We start from the raw sequence: 23279 nt of genomic DNA on the forward strand, positions 1-23279 counted from the left end.
CATTCGGAAGGACAATCCGAACGATGGAACGCACGAGTTGCCTCCCACGCGTGTCTCACTCTCATGCCTGATGTCGGTGCTATTTCGGAGGTGATTAGCATCGCTGGTCGCCGCGCTGCTTCATGTTGCGCCTTGACCAGTCCGCTTTTGCGGAGTCGGCCCAAATCCGGCAGGCTCAGCCTTGGCACTTGAATGTCAAGTTGTTGTCGAGGGGGACAAATGCGCATTGTGGGTATTGAGCTAGAGGGTTTTCGCGGATATCTGACATCGAGTTACGTGTCGATCGATACGTTGACTGTGTTTGCCGGCAAGAATGACGCTGGAAAGAGCAGCATCCTGGAAGCTATGAGGCTGTTCCTGGACAAGGGAAAGCCGGACGTCTCTGACTATTCGGTTCATGGGCATGGAACGATTCGCATCACGTGCACATTCGCTGACCTTCCCCCTGAGCTGGTCATCGACCAGACTGCGGTGACGACCCTCCAGGATGAGAAACTCCTCGACGCTAACGGCCACTTGGTGATTAGCAAGACCTGGACCAGGGGGCGAGCCAACCCCGAGATTTTGGCGCATGCTCTACACCCGGTCGTCGATGGCGGCCCAACGCTTATCGGCCTGAAGCACGCGCAACTCAAATCCCTCGCCTCGACTCTTGATGTTGTCGCGGAGCTGGAGGATCGACGCGTGAACCTGAACTATAGGCAGGCGATCTGGCGCGCCTGGGAAGCCAAGGGGCTCTCGTCGCTGCAACCGACGATCATCCCGTTGAACTCAGAGGACGGGAAGCACGTTGCCAGCGCTCTGGAGAGTGTCTTTCCCCTGTTCCACCTCTTTCAAGCTGACCGGCTGGGGGCGGAGTCCGATGAGGTTGCCCAAGACCCAGCCAAGCTCATAGTCAAGGCCGTGCTCGATCGCCATACGGCTGAACTCACGAAGCTTACGAGCGATGTTAAGGCTGAGATTTCAGAACTTCTCCTGGAAGTCGTTGGGAAATTGGAGGAATTCGCACCAAATCTTGCGGCCAAGCTGATTCCGGCCAACCTAGACCCCGTATGGCAGAAGGCATTCTCGTCCCTACAATTTGTCGACGAGAACGATGTTCCCCTTGCGAAGCGTGGCAGCGGGACACGCAGACTGGTTCTCTTGAGCTTCTTTCGGGCGGAAGTTGAGCGAGGATATGAAGAAACGGATGAGTGGCGACGGGGCGTCATCATCGCAGTGGAGGAGCCCGAGACGGCTCTCCACCCGGATCTTCAGCGCGAAACTGTTTCCGCTCTAATTGAAGTTGCGGGGCTCGCAAACAGGCAGGTTTTGATGACGACGCACAGCTCGCACTTGGTGAGGAACATACCGATCGCAGCCGTGCGTTTCGTCGAGGAGCAGCAGGGGAAGCGCGTGTGGAGTTCCAGTGACACATCCAGCGAGCGGTTCGTTCTCCAGCAATTGAACAAGGCGATGGGGACTTTCGCGGATCACAATGTGCGTTGCTTCTTCATCGTTGAGGGCAAGAACGATATCGGCGGTCTACTGGCACTGAGCGATGCGCTACAAGCCGCCCGTCCCACTGAATATCCAGATCTTCGCCAAATGGAAACTGACGGTGAGCTTTGCTTCATACCTATCGGCGGCTGCGGCGCCGCTGCTCTTTGGGAGAGCCGCCTGTCGCCGTTTAGTAGGCCTGAGGTTCACCTTCTTGATTCCGATCGCTTGGTTGAAGGGTCGGCTCTGAAACCCGAGATATCCAAGTACCTAGCGCGCTACAACACCGACGATCACCTGTCGTCACACATGTTTGTTCTGACCCGGCGAGAGATGGAAAACTACCTCACTATTGAGGCGATCGAAGATGCTTTCAAGGGTGCAAACCCAATGTTCCCGAAACTATTCCGGGAAGCTGTCGAAGGCCACGACTGGGGATATGTCGACGTGCCGGAGACCGTCGCAAGAGTGCTTCACTCTCTCAATTCGGAGGTCGAATGGTCACTCGCTTCTGACAAGAAGCGCAGCGAGAAGGAGTCTGACGTGAAGAGGAAACTAGTCCCATGTTTCGGGCACCCGTCTGTGGCGGAGGCTCTTTTGGCCCTCGGTGCCGAGCGAGATCTTCTTTTGGCCGTTGCGACGGTGGCGGATGTGGCAGCGTGAATCCGGGGGCTTCGGCCACTACCCGCAACCAACAACTCCTTCTTGTAGCCAATGGATTCTTTGGAGCTCTTGCAGCGGAGGGCGTTGTCGAGTTCAACCCATCGATCATGGACTTTGAATTTGCGTTCGGGAAAGCCTGGCGAGCCTGGCGTTGCGCGAGCGTCTCGGAATTCCCGACGTTCGCACTGGGGAAGAATCGGTTTCGCGACGTTTTGTTCCGCGTCAGTCGATCCAGTTCTCCTTTTGCCACCTATCGTGACGGTATCGAAATGACGCCGAGTGGGCTCACGCCCCGCGAATACCTCGCAATCTGGGCGCCTGAAGTTACACCAGAAGACTGGATCGCGTTGGCCCAGCTGTATCTGTCAGGACGAGAAAGCAACAGGTGAATCTCAGCTTGATTTTGGGGCTGAGAGATGCTTTCGCCGTGAGGGAGAGCTCGGCCGACCAGGCAGGTTCGACCCAACTGTGAGGAAATCAAGAACTTGACATAATCACCACTATCGGCCGTGGTGCAAAGCGCGGACGTGTTCATTGACAGCCACAAGTGAAATACCGCACGGCCTCAAGGGGCAGTCGGTCTCATAACCTATGCGTATTAACTTGCGGGTCGCGAGACGGCAGGATGATGCGCTCGTGACGCCCTATCGCCGCCCGAAAACCGAGGCTGCCCTGCCCACATTTTGCCCACAACTCTCCAAAATCATTGTGATTCTAGAGCCCCGCCGATGATCATAGATCGTTGATTTTATGCGGGAATTGGGCCGTTGCCGGGCGCTGATTGGGACGGAGATTGGGTTCAAATCCCACCGGTACCGCCATCTTTATCCTTGATCAGATAGACTTTTGCTCACTGTGGAGTGCCGTTTTGCCCACAATTCACCCACATCATGGTGATTGACGGGCAATGTTTTGACCAGGAAGATTCGATTCCGACTGGGCTGGGCCGTCAATCTGTTGATACTCCCACTTGAATCCTCTATCGATTCTCAGGATGTGCGTTCGTCCCAGAACGGTGCGAAAACGCGTGCGGGGGGCCCAGGTCAGCGTTGTCGAAAGACAAGTTTGGGGCCAGACGCCTCCTGCAGCGGCGGCAACGAGGTACGCGACCAAGCCCATGCGATTGAGGCATTCGCTAGCACCGTGGGCTGCTGCGGCTAGTGGCCGCCGCCGAGGTTGCCGGCCAGGCGGCTGTGCAGGACGGTGCTGGCCTCGTTGAGGCCTTCGATGACGACGTGCTTGCCGTGACGTTCGTATTTGTACTTGATCGCGTCGAGCGTGGCGACGGTCGAGGCGTCCCAGATGTGGGATCCAGACATCTCGATGACGATTCGTTCCGGGTCGTCGGCGTATTCAAATTGCGTCATCATGTCGTTGCTGGAGGCGAAGAACAGCGCGCCGGTGACCGTGTAGTACGCCGTCGGCGCTTCACCAGCGACGTCGGTGACGCTCCGCTCAACCGTGGCGAGATGGGCGACGCGGCGGGCGAACGCGACCATGGCGACGATGACTCCGACGACAACGCCGATGGCGAGGTTGTGGGTGAGAACGATGACGATGACCGTGGCGACCATGACGGTGGTCTCGCTCTTGGGCATCCGCTTGAGGGTTGAGAATCGGATGCTGTGCCAGTCGAACGTAAGATACGCGACGATGATCATCACCGCTACCAGAGCAGCCATGGGCACCACGGCGAGCACGTCGCCGAGGCCGAGCACGAGCACCAGCAGGAAGATGCCGGCGAGGAAGGTGGAGATTCGGGTGCGGGCGCCGGAGGCTTTGACGTTGATCATGGTCTGGCCGATCATGGCGCAGCCGCCCATGCCGCCGAAGATGCCGGACATGACGTTGGCGACGCCCTGGCCCCAGGTTTCGCGGGTTTTGTTGGAGTGGGTGTCGGTGATCTCGTCGACGAACTTCGCCGTCATGAGGGACTCGAGAATTCCCACCAGCGCCATGCCAAGGGCGTAGGGGGCGATGATTATGAACGTGTCCCAGGTGAGGGGAACATTGGGTACGAAGAGCTCGGGCAGGCTCTGCGGGAGTTCGCCCTGGTCGCCGATGGTCGGCACGTTGATGGCGATCACGACGGTCGCAACGGTGAGTACGACGATCGCGACGAGCGGTGCCGGAATCACTTTGGTGATGCGTGGCATGACGATCATGATGATGAGGCCGGCGGCGACGAGCGGGTAGACCATGAAAGGCACGCCGAGCAGCTGGGGGAGCTGGGCGGTGAAGATGAGGATGGCGAGGGCGTTGACGAAGCCGACCATGACGCTGCGCGGGATGAACCGCATGATCTTGGCCACGCCGATCAGGCTCAGCACGATTTGGAAGATCCCGGCGAGGATGACGGTGGCGATGAAGTAGTCCATTCCGTACTCACGTGCGACCGGGGCGATGACGAGGGCGATGGCGCCGGTCGCGGCGGTGATCATGGCGGGGCGCCCGCCGACGAAGGCGATGGTGACGGCCATGACGAAGGAGGAGAACAGGCCCACGCGGGGGTCGACGCCGGCGATGATCGAAAAGGCGATCGCCTCGGGAATCAGCGCCATGGCCACGACGAGGCCGGCGAGGACCTCGCGGGTGAGCAGGCGGGGCGTGCGCAGCGCGGTGAGTACCGAGAGTTCCGCCTTGTAGCGATTTGTTGACGCGAATTTTTGAACGATGGCCATGAGGCCTCCAGGAACGGGACCTCAAGGAGAAGCCAAATGGGTGGGAGTGGGCGATCGGGCCGCCGTGGTCACGCGTCTCACAGCTGAGTGTGCGGCGTGATGAGAGTCGACCCGACAGAGCATATTTGGTCCGTCGAACCACTCAACCATCGCAACGTTACCTTAACGTAAGAGTTAAATGTCCCGTTGCGTAGAAATAGGTCGGTCCTCGCCATGTGGCGAGGACCGACCTATTCAGGCTGAGGCGTGCGGGTGGTTAGTGACCCGTGCCCATGTTTCCGGCGAGGCGTGCGTGCAGCAGGGTGCTGGATTCGTTGAGTCCTTCGATGGTCACGACCTTGTCGTGACGCTGGTATTTGTACTTGATGTCGTCGAGGGTGGCGACTGTTGACGCATCCCAGATGTGTGAGTTCGTCATGTCGATGACGATGCGGTCGGGGTCGTCGAGGTAGCTGAACTGAGTTTTCAGATCGTTACTCGAGGCGAAGAAGAGGGCGCCGGTGACGGTGTAGTAGGCGATCGGACCATCGTCGTCGACGGTGAGGCTGCGTTCGACCTGGGCGAGGTGGGCGACGCGTCGGGCGAAGGCGACCATGGCGATGACGACGCCGATGACGACGCCGACCGCGAGGTTGTGTGTCGCGACGACGGCGACGACGGTGAAGACCATCACGGTCGTCTCGCTCTTGGGCATCCGCTTCAGAGTGCTGAGACGGATGCTGTGCCAGTCGAAGGTCAGCACGGACACGATGATCATGACCGATACCAGTGCGGCCATGGGGACAACGGATAGCACGGGGCCCAGTCCGAGCACGAGCACGAGTAGGAAGATGCCGGCGAGGAAGGTGGAGATGCGGGTTCGGGCACCGGAGGCCTTGACGTTGATCATCGTCTGGCCGACCATTGCGCAACCACCCATGCCGCCGAAGAAGCCGGAGAGCATGTTGGCAACGCCTTGCGCCCAGGACTCGCGCGTCTTGTTGGAGTGCGTGTCCGTGCTCTCATCGACGATCTTGGCGGCCATCAAGGATTCGAGAATACCGACCATTGCCATGCCGAGTGCGTAGGGGGCGATGATCAAGAAGGTGTCCAGGTTGATCGGGACATCGGGGAAGAACAGTTGCGGAAGCGTCTTGGGCAGTTCGCCCTGATCCCCAATTGTCGGCACGTTGATCGAGACGACGACGGTGAGGATGGTCAGCACGACGATTGCCACGAGGGGGGCGGGGACGACCTTGGTGATGCGTGGCATGACGACCATGATGATGATGCCGACCGCGACGAGCGGGTAGACCATGAAGGGAACGCCGAGGAGCTGGGGCAGCTGCGAGGTGAAGATGAGGATGGCGAGGGCGTTCACGAAGCCGACCATGACGCTGCGGGGGATGAAGCGCATGATCTTGGCGACGCCGAGAAAGGCGAAGATAATCTGGAATACGCCACCTAGAATCACGGTGGCGATGAAATATTCGATGCCGTAATCGCGGGCGACGGGGGCGATGACCAGCGCAATAGCGCCGGTGGCGCCGGTGATCATGGCGGGGCGGCCGCCGAGGAACGCGATGGCCACGGCCATGACGAAGGTGGAGAAAAGGCCGACGCGCGGGTCGACGCCGGCGATGATGGAGAAGGCGATTGCCTCGGGAATGAGGGCCATTGCCACAACGAGGCCGGCGAGCACCTCCCGGGTGAGGATGCGCGGTGTGCGCAGAGCTTTCATCACGGTGGGATCGGCTTTGTACCGATTCTTTTCCGTGGTCTTTTCAATGATGGCCATGGGGCCTTCCTGGAGCGGGACACACGAGTGGTGTCGAATGAATAGAGAAGTGAGTGTGGGCGCCCCGTCGCGCACCTCCACCAGTCATCAGGGACAATGGTGGGAGAGTGTGGCTCACATGACAATGTCAGCCAACTTCTGCAACACTACTCTAACGTTAGGGTTGATTGCTAATCCGCTCGAGAAAGGTATCGACTATGACTTCCCAGGCCACCGCGGGCACCATGCACATTGGAGAGCTCGCCGAGAAAACCGGCCTCTCCCTGCGCACCATTCGTCATTACGACGAAATCGGGCTGCTCAAGGCGTCTGGTCGTACCGAGGGCGGTTTTCGCCTCTACACCCAGGAAGATCATTCTCGGCTGATCCTCATTCGCCGCATGAAGCCGCTGGGGTTCTCTTTGGAAGAGATGATGGCGTTGTTGAAGATCATCGACACGCTGCAGGGCGGCGTGGCTGGCTCGGACAATCCCGATGTGCGCGCAGAGCTTGACACCTTCATTGCGCAAGCGGTGGAGCGTCGGCAAAAGCTCCAGGACCAGCTGGGGATGGCCGACGAGTTTCTTGAGGTTCTGCGCACCCAGTAGGGCCGCGCGCCCGAGTTAGGCGCGCTGGGGAGGTCGGACGAAGAGGGCGACGCCGAGAATAAGTAGGGGAATCAGTGCCAGTGCCAGCGCCGGCGTGGTGAAGCTGCCGGTCAGGTCGAATCCGAGCGAGAGCGCTACCGGGCCGAAGGCCGTCGAGGCGAGGCCGATTGCCGTGGCCACTCCTCGGATGCTGCCGATATGTGCCAAGCCGTAGTACCGCACATAGGAGGCCGCTTCCATGCCGCGCAGGCTGCCGCCGGCGGCACCGAGAATGAGCCCGTAGACGATGGCCGCCAGGCCGCTGGTCACCCAGGGCAGCATGACCAGGGCCGCGGCGAGCGTAATCATGGAAAACGCGATGAAAATTTTGGGGCTGACCCGGTCGACGAGGCTTCCCGTGAACAGGGTTGCCAAAATCCCGGTCACGGTCTGGGGGAGAAAGTTCGCCGCTGCTTCGAGCGGGGTCAGGCCCTGGGCGCCGAGAATGGCGATTTGGTGAAAGGCCAGCGCGGTGGTCAGCATGCCCGAGGTTGCCAGGCTCGCGGCGATCACCCAGAACATCCCTGAGCGGATCGCCTCGGGTAATGTCCAGGATTCCTTCTGGATGGTGAGCTGAGCCGTGGACGGCGTCGATTCCGGGTCGACGGCCGGAGCGCGCCCAGGAAAGACGAATGCCAGCGGAATGACCACCGCGGCCACCGCGACGGCCTCCCATCGCCAGGCGTCGTAAATGCCAACGGATGCGATCAAACGTTCCACAAAGATCGGCGCGAGTGAGATTCCAGCGGAGCCGATGGCGCTCGTGATTCCCAGGGCAAGTCCGCGCCGATGATGGATGGCGCGGGCGACCGCGGTGGTCGCGGCCAGGGTGAGTGCGCCTTGGCCAGCCATGCGCACTCCGGTGAAGCCGGCGGTGAGCCCGATGACTTCTCCGACGAAGCTGAAGGCTAGAAGAATAACGGCAAACCCGAGGCCGATCACGACCGTGACGGACCGTGCTCCCCATCGATCCAGCGCCCGCCCAATAAATGGCTGCACGGACGCGCCGGCGAGCGTGCCGATCAGATAGCTGAGCGACACGTCTGTTCGTGACAGCCCCAGGTCGCCGATGAGGGGATCGGTGAAGACGGAAAGACCCGCTGTCTGGCCGGGGGCCGTCATGACCGAGATGAGCCCGGCGGCACCGATGAGGGCGAGCCACGACCAGGAGATTCGTGGGCGTGAGCGAGGCGCTGAGTGGCGACCGGACGGTGCGGGGGAGGTGGGGGACTGTGGTGCGGGAGACGACACGGAAACTTTCACAAAAAATGGGGCTCGCGGCGCGCTGCCAAGGCGCTGGCCACGATGCCGAGAGACGCGCGTCTGGAAGGTTCGAATTAGTCCGAGTGCTGGGCGACACGCAAGCCCACCTACACTCTACTCTCACGTGAGAGGAAGGTGCATGACATCGGAAAGGAGACGGCCCGTAATTCACACTCTTCCCTTACGTTACGGTAGAGTTGCTGGAGGTGGTCGAGGAACCACCGATCGGTCCCTGACCGAACCTAGACCCAACTTTCCCCGTTCAAGGTTCCCGAGAGGAGCACACCATGTTTATTCATCCCCTCGCTCGTACCGACCAGCACCTGATTCAGGATTTCATGCTGACCAAGATCACCCTCCTGCTGGCCCGCCACGCGGAACATGCGGAGTGGGAATTTGAGCTCGCGGCAATGGATGACCAATCCCGCGAAGGATCGTCTCAGGGACATTCCTTCCTCTTCATCTACACCGTCGCGCGGTACTACGTCGCGGTCACGCGCGCTCACGCGCACTCCAACGACTCCGAGACCGGACCCGACCGCGACGATTCAACATTCTTCGGCGACTTCAGCGATGCTGTCGCCAGCAACGACCCGAAACGAGCGTTGACGCGGTGGTTCTCCACCGACTTCAGCGCTGAAACCGACATCGCCGCACCGGCAATCCGGCAGCTCGCCTTTGAATTCCTCGACCGGCTCACCGTGCCGACCCCGGATTTCATCGCCAGCGACGTAGCCGATTTCCTACCCGACCCTTACGAAACAGACCCGTCCGTGGGCTGACGCCCGCGCCCCAAGAAAAGAGCTCCATGAGCACCCATCCACTCTCCCTCACGACGCCCCCGGCACTTCCAGCGCACGGCCTGCGCATCATCCCGCTCGGCGGGCTCGGCGAAATCGGCCGCAACATGACCGTGTTCGAGCACAAAGGCAAACTCCTCATCGTCGACTGCGGGCTGTTATTCCCGAAAGATATCCAGCCGGGCATCAACGTGATCCTGCCTGACTTCTCGATCCTGCGTGACCGCCTCGACGACATCGAAGCCATCGTCCTCACCCACGGTCACGAAGACCACATCGGCGCTGTTCCCTACCTGCTCAAAGAGCGCGGCGACATCCCCGTCATCGCTTCCAAACTGACCCTCGCCTTCGTCGGGGCAAAATTTCAGGAACACCGCCTGCATCCCCCGGTCGTGGAAGTCAAGGAGGGCGAACGCCGCTCTGTTGGTCCCTTCGACCTCGAATTCCTGGCCGTGAACCATTCCATCCCCGACGGCCTTGCCATCGGCATCCGCACGGAAGCCGGACTGGTCGTGCACACCGGCGACTTCAAAATGGATCAGTTCCCCCTCGACAACCGGCTCACCGACCTGCCTGGCTTCGCCCGGCTCGGCGACGAAGGCATCGACCTGCTGCTGATCGACTCGACTAACGCCGTTGTGCCCGGATTCACCACACCCGAAGCCGACATCGGCCCCGCCATCGACACTGTGTTTCGCACCGCGCCGCGACGGATCATTGTCTCCAGCTTCGCCAGCCACGTCCATCGCATCCAACAGGTGATCGATGCGGCTGCACGCCACAACCGCAAGGTGGCCTTCGTCGGCCGATCCATGGTGCGCAACATGGGTATGGCCGCTGAACTGGGGTATCTGCACGTCCCGAAGGGACTTCTCGTCGACGTCAAGGCGCTGGAGCGAATGAAGGACGACAAGGTCGTTCTCGTCTGCACCGGCTCGCAGGGCGAGCCCATGGCTGCCCTGGCCCGCATGGCGAACCGCGAACACACGATCCGCATCGGAGACGGCGACACCGTTCTGTTGGCCAGTTCGGTCATTCCCGGGAACGAAAACTCCATCTATCGCGTCATCAACGGGCTGACTCGCTGGGGTGCCAACGTCGTGCACAAGGCCAACGCGAAAGTCCACGTGTCCGGGCACGCGAGCGCGGGCGAACTCGTCTACTGCTACAACGTCATGCGCCCCACCAACGTGATGCCTGTCCACGGTGAATGGCGCCACCTGACCGCCAATGCGGATCTGGCTGTGCGCACCGGAATCAGTCAAGACCGCGTTCTCGTCGTCGAAGATGGCGTCGTGGTCGACCTGGTGGACGGACGCGCCACCATTGTGGGCCGAGTGCCGGCCGAGTATGTGCTGGTCGACGGCATGACCGTCGGAGGAGACGCGGCCGAAGCGATGGAAGACCGCCGACTCCTGGCAGAAGACGGTGCCATTACCGTCCTCGGCATTCTTAACACCGAGACGGGACGGCTGGCCGAGCCGGTGGAGTTCATTTCCCGCGGTTTCAATCATGATGCCGACTGGGCGCGCAACGCCGCTCAGGTCATCGACGAGGCTATGGTCACAGCAAACAAGAGCAACGCGCTGGACGCCGCCGCCCTCGAGCGCCTCCTTTCTGAGAGCGTGACCCGGTGGATGCAACGCAAGTATCGGCGCAGCCCGGTAATCACGTCGGTCGTTGTTGACGCCTAGTCGGCACCGATGATGCACTCGGATGCGGGACGGCGGATGCTGATCCGCGAGTCCTGGCAGCGCTCCCTGCGCGAGAGACTCTCGCCAGATGCTGCCGCGACGAGCGTTGACTTGGCCGCCGATGGCTTGCGGGATTTGCGGAATGGACATCCGTTGGCCGATGTATTGCCCGTGGTGCACAATCTGCTGATTCGACACGCCGTTGATGCCGGACTCATCGTGGCCGTGAGCGATGAGCGGGGCCGACTACTGTGGGTGGACGGCGACCATGCTGTGCGGCGCCGCGCCGAAGCCATGCGTTTCGTTGAGGGCACCGACTGGTCGGAACGGACCCGGGGCACCAACGCGCCCGGCACCGCCCTGGCGACACGGCAATCAGTGCAGATTCATCAAGATGAGCACTTCACCCGCCTCGCGGCATCGTGGAGTTGCACGGCAGCTCCCGTGCGGGACCCCACCACGCGGGCGCTGCTGGGCACGATTGACATCACCGGTTTCGACCATGCCGTCGCACCACAAACACTGCCGATGGTGGAGGCTGCCGTGGCGGCGATTGAAGCCGAACTGCGCCTCATCGCGTTGAAACAACCGGAGAAGCACACCCGACTTCAACGCACGGGACCCAGCGCTGATGCCAAACTCGTGGAAATGCGCGTTCTCGGCCGCGATCACGGGCAGGTGGCGGTGGGAAACCACACGGGAGAATTGCGCCCGCGCCACGCCGAGATACTCGCACTGCTGGCCTGGCATCCGCAGGGGTTGTCGGCTGAACGCCTCACTATTCTGCTGCACGAGCACACCGTGTCGGTGGACCATGTCCGCGCCGAGATGGTGCGCCTGCGGAAGCAGCTCACCCGGCTGGCACCCGGTATCATCATCGAGTCCCAGCCGTATCGGTTGCGGATGCCGGTCGCTTTGGACGCCCGTGAGGTGCTGGATCTGCTGGATCGGGGCGCTCATCGGGCGGCGTTGGCCAAATATCACGGCGCGGTGCTACCCAGTTCCGTCGCGCCGGGCATCGTTGACATGCGCTCCGAAGTGAGCGGTCAACTCCGGCAAGCCCTCCTCAGCGATGCATCCGCCGACCTGCTGCTGGCCTATGCACGCACGGACGAAGCTCACGACGATGCCCAAGTGTGGCAGGCCTGCCTTGACCGGCTGCCGTCACATTCCGCCAAACGAGCAGGCGTCATTGCCCGGCTGACCACGATTAGTGCCGAGATCGGCACGCCGGCCCGGTTTTAGCCGGTGCAGGCGGTTCGCGGGCAACATCGGGCTACCCCTTGGCAGCCCTACCGCTCGTAGCCTTAAAACAACAGCCCGGCATGGTCTCTTCAGAAGAGCCCCGGCACACGGCACCACCCGACGCAGGCGTCGATTCAACTCTGACGCAGCCGTCGACAAGAGGAGTTATATGACTATTTATCCCGCCCCCGGGACTCCGGGCGCTTCCGTCACCTTCAAGCCCCGGTACGAAAACTGGATCGGCGGAGAGTGGATCAAGCCCGTCAAGGGCCAATACTTCGACAACGTGTCGCCCGTCAATGGCAAGTCCTTCACCGAGGCGGCCCGCGGAACGGTGGAAGACATTGAATTGGCGCTGGATGCCGCGCACGCCGCCGCACCAGCCTGGGGCAAGACCAGTGCGGCCGAGCGTGCCGCCGTGCTCAACCGCATCGCCGACCGGATCGACGCCAACCTCGAACTTCTCGCCGTGGCGGAGACCTGGGACAACGGCAAGCCCGTTCGCGAGACCCTCGCCGCCGACATCCCCCTCGCCGCCGACCACTTCCGCTATTTTGCCGCCGCCATTCGCTCCCAGGACGGCGATCACGCCGAACTCGACGGCGACAACGTGGCCTACCAATTCCACGAACCGCTCGGCGTGGTCGGGCAGATCATTCCGTGGAACTTTCCCATCCTGATGGCATCCTGGAAGCTCGCTCCCGCCATCGCCGCCGGTAACGCCATCGTGCTCAAACCAGCCGAGCAAACCCCCGTGTCGATTCTCGTCCTGATGGAGCTGCTCGCCGACATCCTGCCCGCCGGCGTCATCAACGTTGTCAACGGCTTCGGCCAAGAAGCCGGAGCCGCCCTGGCCGCGTCAACGCGCATCCGTAAGATCGGATTCACCGGATCCACCCCGGTCGGGCGCCTCATCCTCAAGGCCGCCAGCGCCAACATCATCCCCACGACCGTCGAGCTCGGCGGCAAGAGCCCGAACATCTTCTTCGACGATATCGACGCGAAGCGTGACGCCTTCTATGACAAAGCGCAAGAAGGTTTTGCCCTCTTCGCCTTCAACCAGGGCGAGGTCTGCACCGCACCCACCCGTGCTCTCGTGCAGAAATCCATGTATGCCACCTTCGTGGGTGACGCCGTCCAGCGCACCGCGAAAGCGATCCAGGGCAACCCGCTCGACACCGCAACCCAGGTGGGCGCGCAGGTCAGTGCTGAACAGCTGGAACAGATCCTGGGCTACATCGAAATCGGAAAGCAGGAGGGCGCCACGCTGCTCCTCGGCGGGAAGCAGGTTGACCTGGGCGGAGACCTTTCCGGAGGTTTCTACGTCGAGCCCACCATCTTTGAGGGCACCAACGATATGCGTATCTTCCAGGAGGAGATTTTCGGGCCGGTGCTGGCCGTCACGAGCTTCGACGACTACGACGATGCGATTGCAATTGCCAACGACACCGAGTTTGGTCTCGGCGCCGGGGTCTGGTCGCGCAACGGCAACATCACCTACCGTGCTGGCCGGGATATTCAGGCTGGTCGAGTCTGGGTCAACAATTACCACACGTATCCGGCCGGAGCCGCGTTTGGTGGCTACAAGAACTCGGGCATCGGCCGTGAGAACAACAAGCTGGCCCTCGGCCACTACCAGCAGACCAAGACTCTGCTGGTGTCTTATTCCGAGGATGCATTGGGGCTGTTCTAAGCGATAGTTAAAGACAACCGGCCCGGCGCACCACGTGTGCCGGGCCGGTTGTCTCGCTGACAAAATGATGACAGGGGCGATGACAGAGGTGGTTAGTGCCTCGGTCGCACCGCAGCGTCGCCGGGTTCTGCCGCGACCGACGGGCTGAGACTCTCCAAAACCAGATCCGGGAGTTCCCGGGAGACGGCCTGCAGGCGCCAGGGTGTGCTGAACAGAGCAAGTAGCGTGTTGTCGGAGCGAGTGAGGACTTCCACTTGACGCAATGATCCCAGCCGTCCTGCGCCGACCGGATCGGTGCGCCGGGCAACTTGGTAGGGCAGTTCCTCCATGCGGATGTCAGCGCCGAAGTCGTGCGTCATGCGTTCCTCCACGACGTCGAATTGCATCGGTCCCACGGCGCCGAGCACGGGAGCCTGGTCGCCACGCAGGTCGGAGCGCATCACCTGGATGACCCCTTCATGGTCAAGCTGGTCGATTCCGCGACGAAATTGCTTGTGTTTGCTGGTGTCGACGGGGCGCACAGCTCGAAAGTACTCGGGAGCGAAGACCGGCAGTGGCGGGTATTCGACGGCCTCGGAATCGTAGAGTGAATCACCCACGCGCAGGCTGGCGGCGTTGATCAATCCCACGATGTCGCCGGGCCAAGCCTGCTCCGCCATGGTGCGCTCCCGCCCGAACATCTGTTGGGCATATTTCGTCGCGAACGGGCGTCCGGTCGACGCCTGAGTCAGGACCATTCCGCGGCGGAACCTGCCCGAACACACACGCACGAAGGCGACATGGTCGCGGTGCGAAGCGTTCATACCGGACTGAACCTTGAAGACGAATCCGGAGAAGTCGCCGTTGACGGGCCGTCGTCGACCGGTGCTGTCGGCCCGGGCGAGAGCGGGCGGTGCGAACTCGACGAGAGCGTCGAGCAGCTGGTGGACACCGAAGTTGAGCACGGCAGCGCAGAAGAGCACGGGCGTGGTCGCCGCGCGAAGAAAGCGGGCTTCGTCATGATCTTGCCCTTCGGCATGGAGCAGGGCGGATTCCTCGGCAGCGGTAGTCCAGTCCGGGCCGAGTTCGGCGGCAGCAGCTGTCGCTGTGGTTCGGGTTTCGATCGCGGTGGTCGCGCCTCCCGGGGTGCGGGTGAAACGAACGAATCCGGGGGATTGGCGATCCAGGACGCCGTGGAATTGGCCGGCCGGCCCGACGGGCCAGGTCAGCGGCGTGGGGATCAGCCCGGTGCGGTCATGGATCTCGTCCATCAGATCGAGGGCGCTCTTTCCGGGCCGGTCCCATTTATTGATCACGGTGATCACGGGCAGGCCGTGTTGGCGGCAGACCTCGAATAACTTCATCGTTTGCGCTTCGAGGCCTTTGCTGGCATCGACGAGCATGACGGCCGCGTCAACGGCGGACAGCACCCGAAAGGTGTCTTCGGAGAAATCGGCGTGCCCGGGGGTGTCAACAAGATTGATCACGGTGTCGCGGTAGTCGAACTGGATCGCGGCGGACGTTACGGAAATACCGCGGGCTTGCTCCATGGCCATCCAATCGGACACGGTGCCGCGTCGGCCCGCTTTGCCGTGTACGGCACCGGCACGATCGATGGCATGCGCGTGGAGCAGGAGAGCTTCGGTGAGGGTGGATTTGCCGGCATCGGGGTGAGAGATGACGGCGAAGGTGCGCCGTTTGTATGCCTGGCCGAGGATATCGAGGTTCGAGGCGGCGGGTGGGAGGTGATGGGTCATGGGGTTCCTGTCTGTGCATTTTCTCCTGTCTGGGCATATACCTGCGGCGCGCTCAGAGGCTCCGCAGCAGTTCGACGAACCCGCTGGCGACCCGCACTTGTTCTCGGAGGGAGCGTTCTCGGGCTTCGATATCGCTGATCAGGATGGCGAGATCACGCCGGATTGTTGACACTGTCCCGTCCGGGTCGGAGTCGACCAGATCCAGTGTCGCCAGGGCCTCCTTGATTTCCGGATGGGTGAGAGACAACGCTCGGAGGCTGCGGATGATGCGTGCCCGGTCGAGGTCGGCCGGGGCATAGAGCCGATAGCCGGAATCGCTGCGCCCTGACGCTTGCAAAATGTGGATCTCGTCGTAGTGCCGCACGGTGCGCTGGGACAGCCCAGTCCGTTCGGCGAACTCACCGATAAGCATGAATGCCACCTCGTCTCGTACGTGAATGATCGTACATCTCTACTCTAACGTAAGAGTAGAGTTAGTGGTAATAGACATGAGGCATGTATGACCAACGCACCCCTGAACCACCCCTGGACGCGCTATGTCGCGCTCGGCGACTCTTTTACCGAAGGCATCGGTGACCCCGAACCAGACAGTGTGGGCGGGAATAGAGGTTGGGCGGACCGGGTCGCCGACGTTCTCAGCGAGGGCACACCGAATTTCCGCTACGCCAACCTTGCCGTGCGCGGCAAGGTTCTCAGCCAGATCAGCGACGAGCAGGTCGCCCCGGTGCTGGCGTTGCGCCCGGATCTAATCACCATCTCCGCCGGCGGCAACGACGTCATTCGCCCCGGCGCCGACCCGGACGATATCGCGGCTCGCTTCGACGATGTCATCTCACGGCTCTCCCGCGACGGCGCCACCATCGTGCTGTTCACCGGACCGGACCTCGGGTTCTCACCATTTTTTCGAGGCATGCGGGGAAAGGTCGCGATCTACAACGAGAACCCGCGTGCCGTGGCGACCCGGCACGGGTGCCTCGTCGCTGATCTCTGGTCGTTGACGCCGATTCAGGATGCCGCTATGTGGGCTCCGGATCGGCTGCACTTCAACCCCTCGGGCCACCACACGATCGCCCGCAGCGTTCTGAGTACCCTCAAGGTCGAGAACTCTTTGCAGGAATCCCGGGTTGAACCGCTCCCCGCCCCGTCCTGGCGGAGTGCACGAACGAGCGATGTCGCGTGGGCTCGCACGTATCTGGTGCCGTGGGTGATTCGCCGCGCTCGGCACCAGTCGTCGGGCGATCACATTCTGCCCAAACGCCCCGAGGCCAGCCCGCTGGGCCGGCCTCGGATCTAGCTGGTGTTCGGTGGTTACTCTGCGGCCTTGACCGCGTGGCCACCGAACTGGTTGCGCAATGCTGCGACGGCCTTCATCGCGGGGGAGTCGTCCTGGCGCGATTCGAATCGGGCAAAGATTGACGCGCTGATGGCGGGAACAGGCACGGCGTTGGCCAGTGCCTCTTCGATGGTCCAGCGTCCTTCACCGGAATCGTCGACGTACCCTTCGATGCTGGCCAGGGCCGGGTCTTCTTCCAGGGCCTGAACTAAAAGCTCGAGCAGCCAGGACCGGACGACGGTTCCGCGCTGCCAGGCTTTGAACGTTCCGGGAACGTTTTTGATGATGTCGTCTCGTTTGGCCAGCAGCTCGTAGCCTTCGGCGTAGGCCTGCATGAGGGCGTATTCGATGCCGTTGTGCACCATTTTGGCGTAGTGACCGGCGCCGACTTCGCCGGCGTGCACGAAGCTTTCTTCGCGCGGGCCGGCCGGGCGGAGGGCATCGAAGACCGGCATGAGCCGGTCAACGGATGCCGCGCTGCCGCCGACCATGAGGGCGAAGCCGTTCTCCTGGCCCCAGACTCCGCCGGAGACGCCGGCGTCGAGGTAGTCGATGCCCTTGTCTGCGAGCAAGGCGGCGTGCACGAAGTCGTCGCTGAAGCGGGAATTGCCACCGTCAATGACCAGGTCGCCGGCGCCGAGGAGCTCGCCGACCTCGGTGATGACGGTCTTGGTAATAGCGCCGGAGGGGACCATCACCCAGACCGTCTTGGGTGAGGGAAGGGCGTCGACGAGGTCTTGCAGTGTTGCGACGTCGGTGACGTCGGGGTTGCGGTCGTAGCCGGTGACCTCCACGCCGTTGTCGCGGAGGCGGGTGCGCATGCTGGCGCCCATTTTGCCGAGGCCGATCAGGCCGATGTGCATGGTCATGGTGCTCATTTCAGTTGTGTCATTTGGAATTGGGGGAGTGCTGGCGCATGGTCCTGATCAAGCGTAAGCAACAGGATCGACGGCCGCGGGTATGCGTGCGAATTCGGTGGACCCTGATCCGCTTTCGCTGCTGATGAGCTGCGCGAGACCGCTGGTGATCACGTCACCGTAGAGGGTGTCCGCACCTTGGTGGCGGAGTTCTTCGGTGAGGCATTCCAGGAGGCTGCGGCGGGGCAGGGAGACGTCTTGGGCGGGCTGATCCGGTTGGCGGAGCAGTGCCGGTTCCGGGAGGGGGCGATGCAGGTCAACGACGCCGGTCGCGCTATGCAGTCGCACCCGATAAATTCCGGCGGCACCGAATTCCCGACGACTCGTCGACAGCTTCACGGGGGCCTGGAGTTGGAGGGTCAGCCAGGCGGCCAAAAGAACAGCGGAGGACGAATCGTCCGCGCCCTCCACGTCCACGTGGGTGACCACGGCGGATGCGGGTGGATCGAGCACAGCGGCGAGTTGGTTGCGCCACAGCGTCAGTCGGGTCCAGGCCAGATCGGAGTCCCCAGGGGTGTAGCCCAGGGATAACCGGGAGAGGTACTCGGCGGGCGCGGGTTGCGCGCGCGAATCTGTGATTCGACGCACCGCGATCCGCCCCAGAGCGGACTGCGCCACACGTTCGGGTGCTTGCCCCGGCCACCAGGCGATGACGGGTGCATCCGGTAGGAGTAGCCCGGTGACTAGGGCTTCCTGGTCGTCCGCTGCGGTGCCGTAGGCGGTGAGCAGGATGACTTCGCTGGGGCCGGAGTCGCCGCCGAGACGAATCTCTCCATCGAGGCGGGGAACGCCGGGTTCGGAGTTCACGACGGTGGAGAGCACGATGACGCGCAGCGGGTGTTCCCGCGCGGCGCCCTCGGCAGCGATGATGGCTTCCTCGGCGGTTCCGGGTTCGGTGGCAATGACCAGGGTCAGTACCCGGCCCAGAGCCGACGAGCCGGCAGTGTCCCGAATGGTCACGAGTGCCTTGTTGAGCGCGCTGACGGTGGTGTTGGGGTAGTGGTAGATCACGGGCGCCTCCAGGCTCGGCCGTCGCGTTGCATCATGAGTTCAGCGGAGACGGGCCCCCAGGTGCCGGACCGGTACAGCTCGGGCTGGCCTTGGCTGGCCCAGAACTTCTCGATCGGGTCCAGAATCTTCCAGGACAGTTCGACTTCGCGGTGACGGGGAAACAACGGCGGATCGCCGAGGAGTACGTCGAGGATGAGGCGTTCGTACGCTTCGGGGCTGGCCTCGGTGAAGGCATGACCATAGCTGAAGTCCATGGTGACGTCCCGCACCTGCATCGTGGCGCCGGGCACCTTTGATCCAAATCGGAGGGTGACTCCTTCGTCGGGCTGCACTCGAATGACGAGGGCGTTCTGGCCTAAACCCGACGAGGCGCTGTCGCCGAAAAGGTGGTCTGGCGCTGTTTTGAAGATCAGGGCGATTTCGGTGACTCGGCGCCCCAGGCGTTTCCCTGCTCGGAGATAAAAGGGGACCCCTTGCCACCGTCGGGAACCCACCTCGAGCCGCATGGCCGCGTAGGTTTCGGTGGTGGACAACGGATTCATGCCGGACTCGTCGCGAAATCCGGGAACGTGTTCGCCGCCCTGCCATCCGCTGGTGTATTGACCGCGCGCTGTACTGGCGGCGAAGTCGGCGGGCAGGGTGACTGCCGCCAACACTTTTTCTTTCTCCGTGCGCAGGTCGTGCGCGTCGAAGGAGACGGGCTCCTCCATCGCCGTGAGCGCCAGGAGTTGCAGGAGGTGGTTTTGGATCACGTCGCGAGCTGCCCCGATGCCGTCGTAATACCCCGCGCGACCACCGATGCCGATATCTTCCGCCATGGTGATTTGCACGTGATCGACGTACTTGGCATTCCACAAGGGTTCGAACAGCTGATTGGCGAACCGCACGGCCAGAATGTTCTGGACGGTTTCCTTGCCGAGGTAGTGATCGATGCGAAAGATGGAATCGGCTGGAAAGGTCGACTCGACAATGTCATTGAGTTCCCGGGCCGTCTCGAGGTCGCTCCCGAAGGGCTTTTCAATGACTACCCGCCGCCAGGCGTCATCCACCTGGTCGGCCAGACCGGCCGCGCGCAGCTGTTGGGTGACGATCGGAAAGGCGTGCGGTGGAATGGACAGGTAGAACGCATGATTGCCGTGTGTGTGGCGGGTGGCGTCGACCTCGTCGATGGTGTCTTTCAGACGTGCAAAGGCGGAGGCGTCGTCGAAGTCGCCGTGCACAAAACGCATGCCGGCCACCAGCTGGTTCCAGATGGTCTCGTCGAACGGCGTGCGGGCGTACTGTTTGACGGCATCGTAGGCCACGCGCTCAAAATCCTGATCTGCGCTGTCTGGTCGGGCGAAACCGACCAGGGCGAAGCCGGGCGGGAGCAGATCCCGATGGGCCAGATCGTAGATCGCCGGCAGCAGCTTCTTGCGTGACAAGTCGCCGGTGATGCCAAAAATGATCAGGGTGCTCGGCCCGGCAATTCGATTGAGACGCTGATCATCCGCTCGGCGCAGCGGGTTGCTGAGTTCAGTGAGTGTCACCGGCTCAGCTCAGTGCCGCTATGAGCGTTGGCAGGTTCGCCTGCGGCGCGGTCAGATTCAGGGTGAGTACCGGGCGGTCCTGACCGGCGAGCACGGCGGCATCACCGGCGGCCTGTGCGGTGATCAGCTGACCGAACGTGAACGGGCGACGCGGGATCGCCAGGTCGTTCTCGGACACCGTCGTGATCTGCAGGAACACTCCGGTGGGAGTGCCCCCCTTGTGGTACTGGCCGGTGGAGTGCAGAAAACGGGGTCCCCATCCAAACGTGACGGGGCGACGCGCTTTGGCGGCGAGCAGGTCGCGCAGACCCTCGAGCTCGGGCACCGCCAGCCGGTTCGCGTAGGCGTGGATCGCGATGTACCCGTCGTCACCGACGTGGGAGAGCAGGGCGTCTATGGTGCCCTTCACCGTGGTGGCTGTGCCGAGGAGGTCGTCGGATCCACGAACGTCGATTCCGCCCAGGGATAGCGCGGGGACGGCCACATTCGGTTGACCATCCAGCAGCCCGCGGGAGGCAACTTTTGCGGCCTCAACGTCGGGCTGATCGAAGGGATTGATCCCCAGGAGGCGGCCGGCAATGACGGTGGCGTATTCCCAGACCAGCATCTGAGCGCCGAGGGGGCCACTCATGACGATGTCGTGATTGCGTGCCCGATCATAGGTGGTGGCGTCGTCGACCAGGCGCACGAACTGCACGTCGGGCAGATGCATGGCGTCGGTCAGGTCGAGTTCGGGAGCGTTGACGTTCAGCACGACAGGGAGAATGCCGCGTCCAATTTTGCCGGTGGATTCGCTAATGAGCTGTTCGGCCCAGTCGGCGAAGCCCACCGTGCGGGAGCCATCGGAGATGAAAGCCAATTTGTCGCGCAACGGTGTCGTTCCGGCGATGGCCGCGCCGAGGATGAGCGCCGGGTTGTCGGCGGCATCGCGGGCCAGCGTGGGCGCGATCGCTTCAGCGTCGTCCAGGAGCTGGACGATGTCGGCGCCGGCGAGACCGGAGGGGACCAGGCCGAACGCGGTCAGTGCGGAGTAGCGACCGCCGACGGTCGGGTCGGCGTTGAATACCCGATAGCCGGCTTCCCGTGCACTCAAATCGAGCGGCGATCCCGGATCGGTGACGATGATGATGCGTTCGGTCGGATCGATTCCGGCCTGTTCGAATGCGAATTCAAAGACACGCTTTTGGCTGTCGGTCTCGACCGTTCCACCAGACTTGGACGAAATGACGACAGCGGTGGTGGTGAGCCGGTCGGCCAGGGCTGCCAGAACCTGGTCGGGATCGGTCGCGTCGAGCACGGTCAGTTCGACACCGGCCGAGCGTGTGATGGTTTCGGGAGCGAGTGACGAGCCGCCCATCCCGCCGAGGACGATGTGGGTGATGCCGGCCGCACGCAGGCTGTCGCGCAGAGCCAGGATCTCGGGGACGAGAGGCCGTGACACGGTCGCGGCCTCGGTCCAGCCGAGACGAACGGATGCTTCCGCTTCGCTGTCCGGCCCCCACAAGGTGACGTCGGTCGCTCTGATGCGGGATGCGACTCGATCGGTGATGAGCTGCGGGATGACGTCGCGTCCGGCCCAGGCCGGCTCGCCGGTGACAAGAATCGTGACGGTCACTTGGCTGCCTCCAGTGCGACACGCACCGTTTCGAGGAGTTCGTTCCAGGACGTCGTGAATTTCTCGACGCCTTCACGCTCGAGCAGTGCGGTGACTTCGGGGTACGAGAGGCCGAGAGTATCCAGGCGGTGCATGACCTCGGCTGCGGCGCGATAGGAGTCGGTGACGGTGTCTCCACGGACAACAGCGTGATCGTAGGTGGCCTCCAGGGTCTTTCCCGGCAGGGTGTTGACCACATCGCTCGCGGCCAGTTCCACCACGTACATGGTGTCGGGCAGCGACGCATCCTTGACTCCGGTGGATGCCCAGAGGGGGCGTTGCTCGTTCGCTCCGGCCTGGAGCAGGCCGCGGGCACGCTCTGTCGCGAACTCCTGTTCGTAGACTTGGTAGGCGAGCTGAGCATTGGCGATTCCGGCCTGGCTCTTCAGCTCCACAGCTTGCTCGGTTCCAATTGCGTCCAACCGGGCATTGATTTCGGTGTCGAGGCGGGACACGAAGAACGACGCCACGGAATGGATCGTTGACAGGTCGATGCCCGCATCCTTGGCCTTCTCGAGGCCGCTCAGATACGCCGCGATCACCTCGCGGTAGCGTTCCAGGCTGAAGATCAGTGTCACGTTCACGCTGATTCCGGCGCCGATCACCTCGGTGATGGCGGCCAGGCCGGCGATCGTCGCCGGGATCTTGATCAGGACGTTGGGGCGGTCGATCTTCGCCCACAGCGCCTGCGCTTCCTTGATCGTCGCAACCGCATCATGGGCGTTCACCGGTGCACATTCAATCGACACCCGGCCATCGAATCCGCGAGTTTTCGCGAAAATCGGGGCGAAAATATCTGATGCCTGCTGCACATCGGTCGTGGTGATCTCAAACACGGCATCATCGACGCTGGAGTTGGCCCGGGCGAGCACCTGCACCTGCTCCGTGTAGGCATCGCCGTTGGCCAGTGCCCCGGCGAAAATCGTGGGGTTGGTCGTCACTCCGACGACGTTGCGAGTGTCGATAAGGCTCTGCAGATTGCCCGAACGGATGCGGTCTCGGGACAAGTCGTCGAACCAGATGCTCACGCCGGCGTCCGAGAGCTTCTCGGTCGGTGTGGGCGTGGTGTGGGTACTCATAGTCATGCGTATTTCTCCTTCATGCCGACCGTGGAACAGGTCGGCGACGTCATTGTCGTGATCGCGGTGGATGCGTGCGATATGCCTCGGCTATCGACG

General features: G+C 62.4%; 18 protein-coding genes. 8 read left to right on the forward strand and 10 right to left on the reverse strand.

The genetic code is table 11. The features are described 5' to 3' along the window. Nucleotides 1–219: 219 nt before the first annotated feature. Both E3O45_RS03875 and E3O45_RS03880 read left to right on the forward strand, forming a co-directional pair. Nucleotides 220–2142 carry an ATP-binding protein gene (locus E3O45_RS03875; protein WP_166789393.1) on the forward strand — a complete coding sequence of 641 codons (1923 nt, stop codon included), beginning with the start codon at nucleotides 220–222 and terminating at the stop codon, nucleotides 2140–2142. Continuing rightward, nucleotides 2139–2531, forward strand: coding sequence for a hypothetical protein (locus tag E3O45_RS03880; RefSeq protein WP_104082774.1), 393 nt, complete (start codon nucleotides 2139–2141; stop codon nucleotides 2529–2531). Before E3O45_RS03875 ends, E3O45_RS03880 begins: the two co-directional genes overlap by 4 nt. 768 nt (nucleotides 2532–3299) lie before the next feature. Here E3O45_RS03880 and E3O45_RS03885 read toward each other — a convergent pair. Further along, a complete protein-coding gene (locus E3O45_RS03885; RefSeq protein ID WP_134441885.1) occupies nucleotides 3300–4823 on the reverse strand; it encodes a SulP family inorganic anion transporter in 1524 nt (507 codons plus the stop codon). A 256-nt stretch (nucleotides 4824–5079) separates the two neighbouring features. Beyond that, nucleotides 5080–6600, reverse strand: coding sequence for a SulP family inorganic anion transporter (locus tag E3O45_RS03890; RefSeq protein ID WP_134441886.1), 1521 nt, complete (start codon nucleotides 6598–6600; stop codon nucleotides 5080–5082). Nucleotides 6601–6797: 197 nt separating this feature from the next. Here E3O45_RS03890 and E3O45_RS03895 point away from each other — a divergent pair, with 197 nt between their 5' ends. Further along, nucleotides 6798–7187, forward strand: a complete 390-nt coding sequence (locus E3O45_RS03895; RefSeq protein ID WP_134441888.1) for a MerR family DNA-binding transcriptional regulator — start codon at nucleotides 6798–6800, stop codon at nucleotides 7185–7187. A 15-nt stretch (nucleotides 7188–7202) separates the two neighbouring features. Here the strand turns inward: E3O45_RS03895 and E3O45_RS03900 are convergent, their stop codons facing one another. Then, nucleotides 7203–8477 (reverse strand): MFS transporter, encoded by a 1275-nt coding sequence (locus E3O45_RS03900; RefSeq protein ID WP_241985216.1) that lies wholly within the window; start codon nucleotides 8475–8477, stop codon nucleotides 7203–7205. A gap of 299 nt (nucleotides 8478–8776) precedes the next feature. Here E3O45_RS03900 and E3O45_RS03905 point away from each other — a divergent pair, with 299 nt between their 5' ends. From E3O45_RS03905 to E3O45_RS03920, 4 genes are all read left to right on the forward strand, one after another. Then, nucleotides 8777–9271, forward strand: coding sequence for a hypothetical protein (locus E3O45_RS03905; RefSeq protein ID WP_134441890.1), 495 nt, complete (start codon nucleotides 8777–8779; stop codon nucleotides 9269–9271). Between the two features lie 26 nt (nucleotides 9272–9297). After that, complete coding sequence (locus E3O45_RS03910; RefSeq protein ID WP_134441891.1) at nucleotides 9298–10983, forward strand: ribonuclease J; 1686 nt, start codon at nucleotides 9298–9300, stop codon at nucleotides 10981–10983. Between the two features lie 9 nt (nucleotides 10984–10992). Then, a complete protein-coding gene (locus E3O45_RS03915; RefSeq protein WP_134441893.1) occupies nucleotides 10993–12228 on the forward strand; it encodes a GAF domain-containing protein in 1236 nt (411 codons plus the stop codon). A gap of 169 nt (nucleotides 12229–12397) precedes the next feature. Then, the gene (locus E3O45_RS03920) at nucleotides 12398–13921 is read left to right on the forward strand and encodes an aldehyde dehydrogenase family protein (RefSeq protein ID WP_134441895.1); all 1524 of its coding nucleotides are present in this window, start codon (nucleotides 12398–12400) and stop codon (nucleotides 13919–13921) included. Between the two features lie 92 nt (nucleotides 13922–14013). Here E3O45_RS03920 and E3O45_RS03925 read toward each other — a convergent pair whose 3' ends face one another. Further along, the gene (locus E3O45_RS03925; protein WP_134441896.1) at nucleotides 14014–15657 is read right to left on the reverse strand and encodes a peptide chain release factor 3; all 1644 of its coding nucleotides are present in this window, start codon (nucleotides 15655–15657) and stop codon (nucleotides 14014–14016) included. A 52-nt stretch (nucleotides 15658–15709) separates the two neighbouring features. Beyond that, the gene (locus tag E3O45_RS03930; RefSeq protein ID WP_134441898.1) at nucleotides 15710–16069 is read right to left on the reverse strand and encodes a MerR family transcriptional regulator; all 360 of its coding nucleotides are present in this window, start codon (nucleotides 16067–16069) and stop codon (nucleotides 15710–15712) included. 87 nt (nucleotides 16070–16156) lie between these two features. On the opposite strand from E3O45_RS03930, the gene E3O45_RS03935 reads away from it, so the two are divergent. Next, nucleotides 16157–16951 carry an SGNH/GDSL hydrolase family protein gene (locus E3O45_RS03935; RefSeq protein ID WP_134441900.1) on the forward strand — a complete coding sequence of 265 codons (795 nt, stop codon included), beginning with the start codon at nucleotides 16157–16159 and terminating at the stop codon, nucleotides 16949–16951. Between the two features lie 14 nt (nucleotides 16952–16965). Here E3O45_RS03935 and gnd read toward each other — a convergent pair whose 3' ends face one another. The 5 genes from gnd to tal are packed head-to-tail and all read right to left on the reverse strand — an operon-like array spanning nucleotide 16966 to nucleotide 23186. Beyond that, nucleotides 16966–17868 carry a phosphogluconate dehydrogenase (NAD(+)-dependent, decarboxylating) gene (gene gnd / locus E3O45_RS03940; RefSeq protein ID WP_370450299.1) on the reverse strand — a complete coding sequence of 301 codons (903 nt, stop codon included), beginning with the start codon at nucleotides 17866–17868 and terminating at the stop codon, nucleotides 16966–16968. A 48-nt stretch (nucleotides 17869–17916) separates the two neighbouring features. Continuing rightward, complete coding sequence (locus E3O45_RS03945; protein ID WP_134441902.1) at nucleotides 17917–18918, reverse strand: glucose-6-phosphate dehydrogenase assembly protein OpcA; 1002 nt, start codon at nucleotides 18916–18918, stop codon at nucleotides 17917–17919. Beyond that, nucleotides 18915–20447: a glucose-6-phosphate dehydrogenase gene (gene zwf, locus E3O45_RS03950; protein WP_134441903.1), complete on the reverse strand. Its 1533-nt coding sequence runs from the start codon at nucleotides 20445–20447 to the stop codon at nucleotides 18915–18917. Before zwf ends, E3O45_RS03945 begins: the two co-directional genes overlap by 4 nt. Nucleotides 20448–20451: 4 nt before the next feature. Beyond that, nucleotides 20452–22062, reverse strand: coding sequence for a glucose-6-phosphate isomerase (locus tag E3O45_RS03955; RefSeq protein ID WP_134441905.1), 1611 nt, complete (start codon nucleotides 22060–22062; stop codon nucleotides 20452–20454). After that, entirely contained in the window at nucleotides 22059–23186 is a 1128-nt protein-coding gene (gene tal / locus E3O45_RS03960; RefSeq protein ID WP_134441907.1) for a transaldolase, read from the reverse strand. The genes E3O45_RS03955 and tal overlap by 4 nt, the downstream gene beginning before the upstream one ends. Between the last annotated feature and the right edge of the window lie 93 nt (nucleotides 23187–23279).

The sequence above is a fragment of the Cryobacterium sp. TMS1-20-1 genome (assembly GCF_004402355.1).
Classification (GTDB): Bacteria; Actinomycetota; Actinomycetes; order Actinomycetales; family Microbacteriaceae; genus Cryobacterium; species Cryobacterium levicorallinum.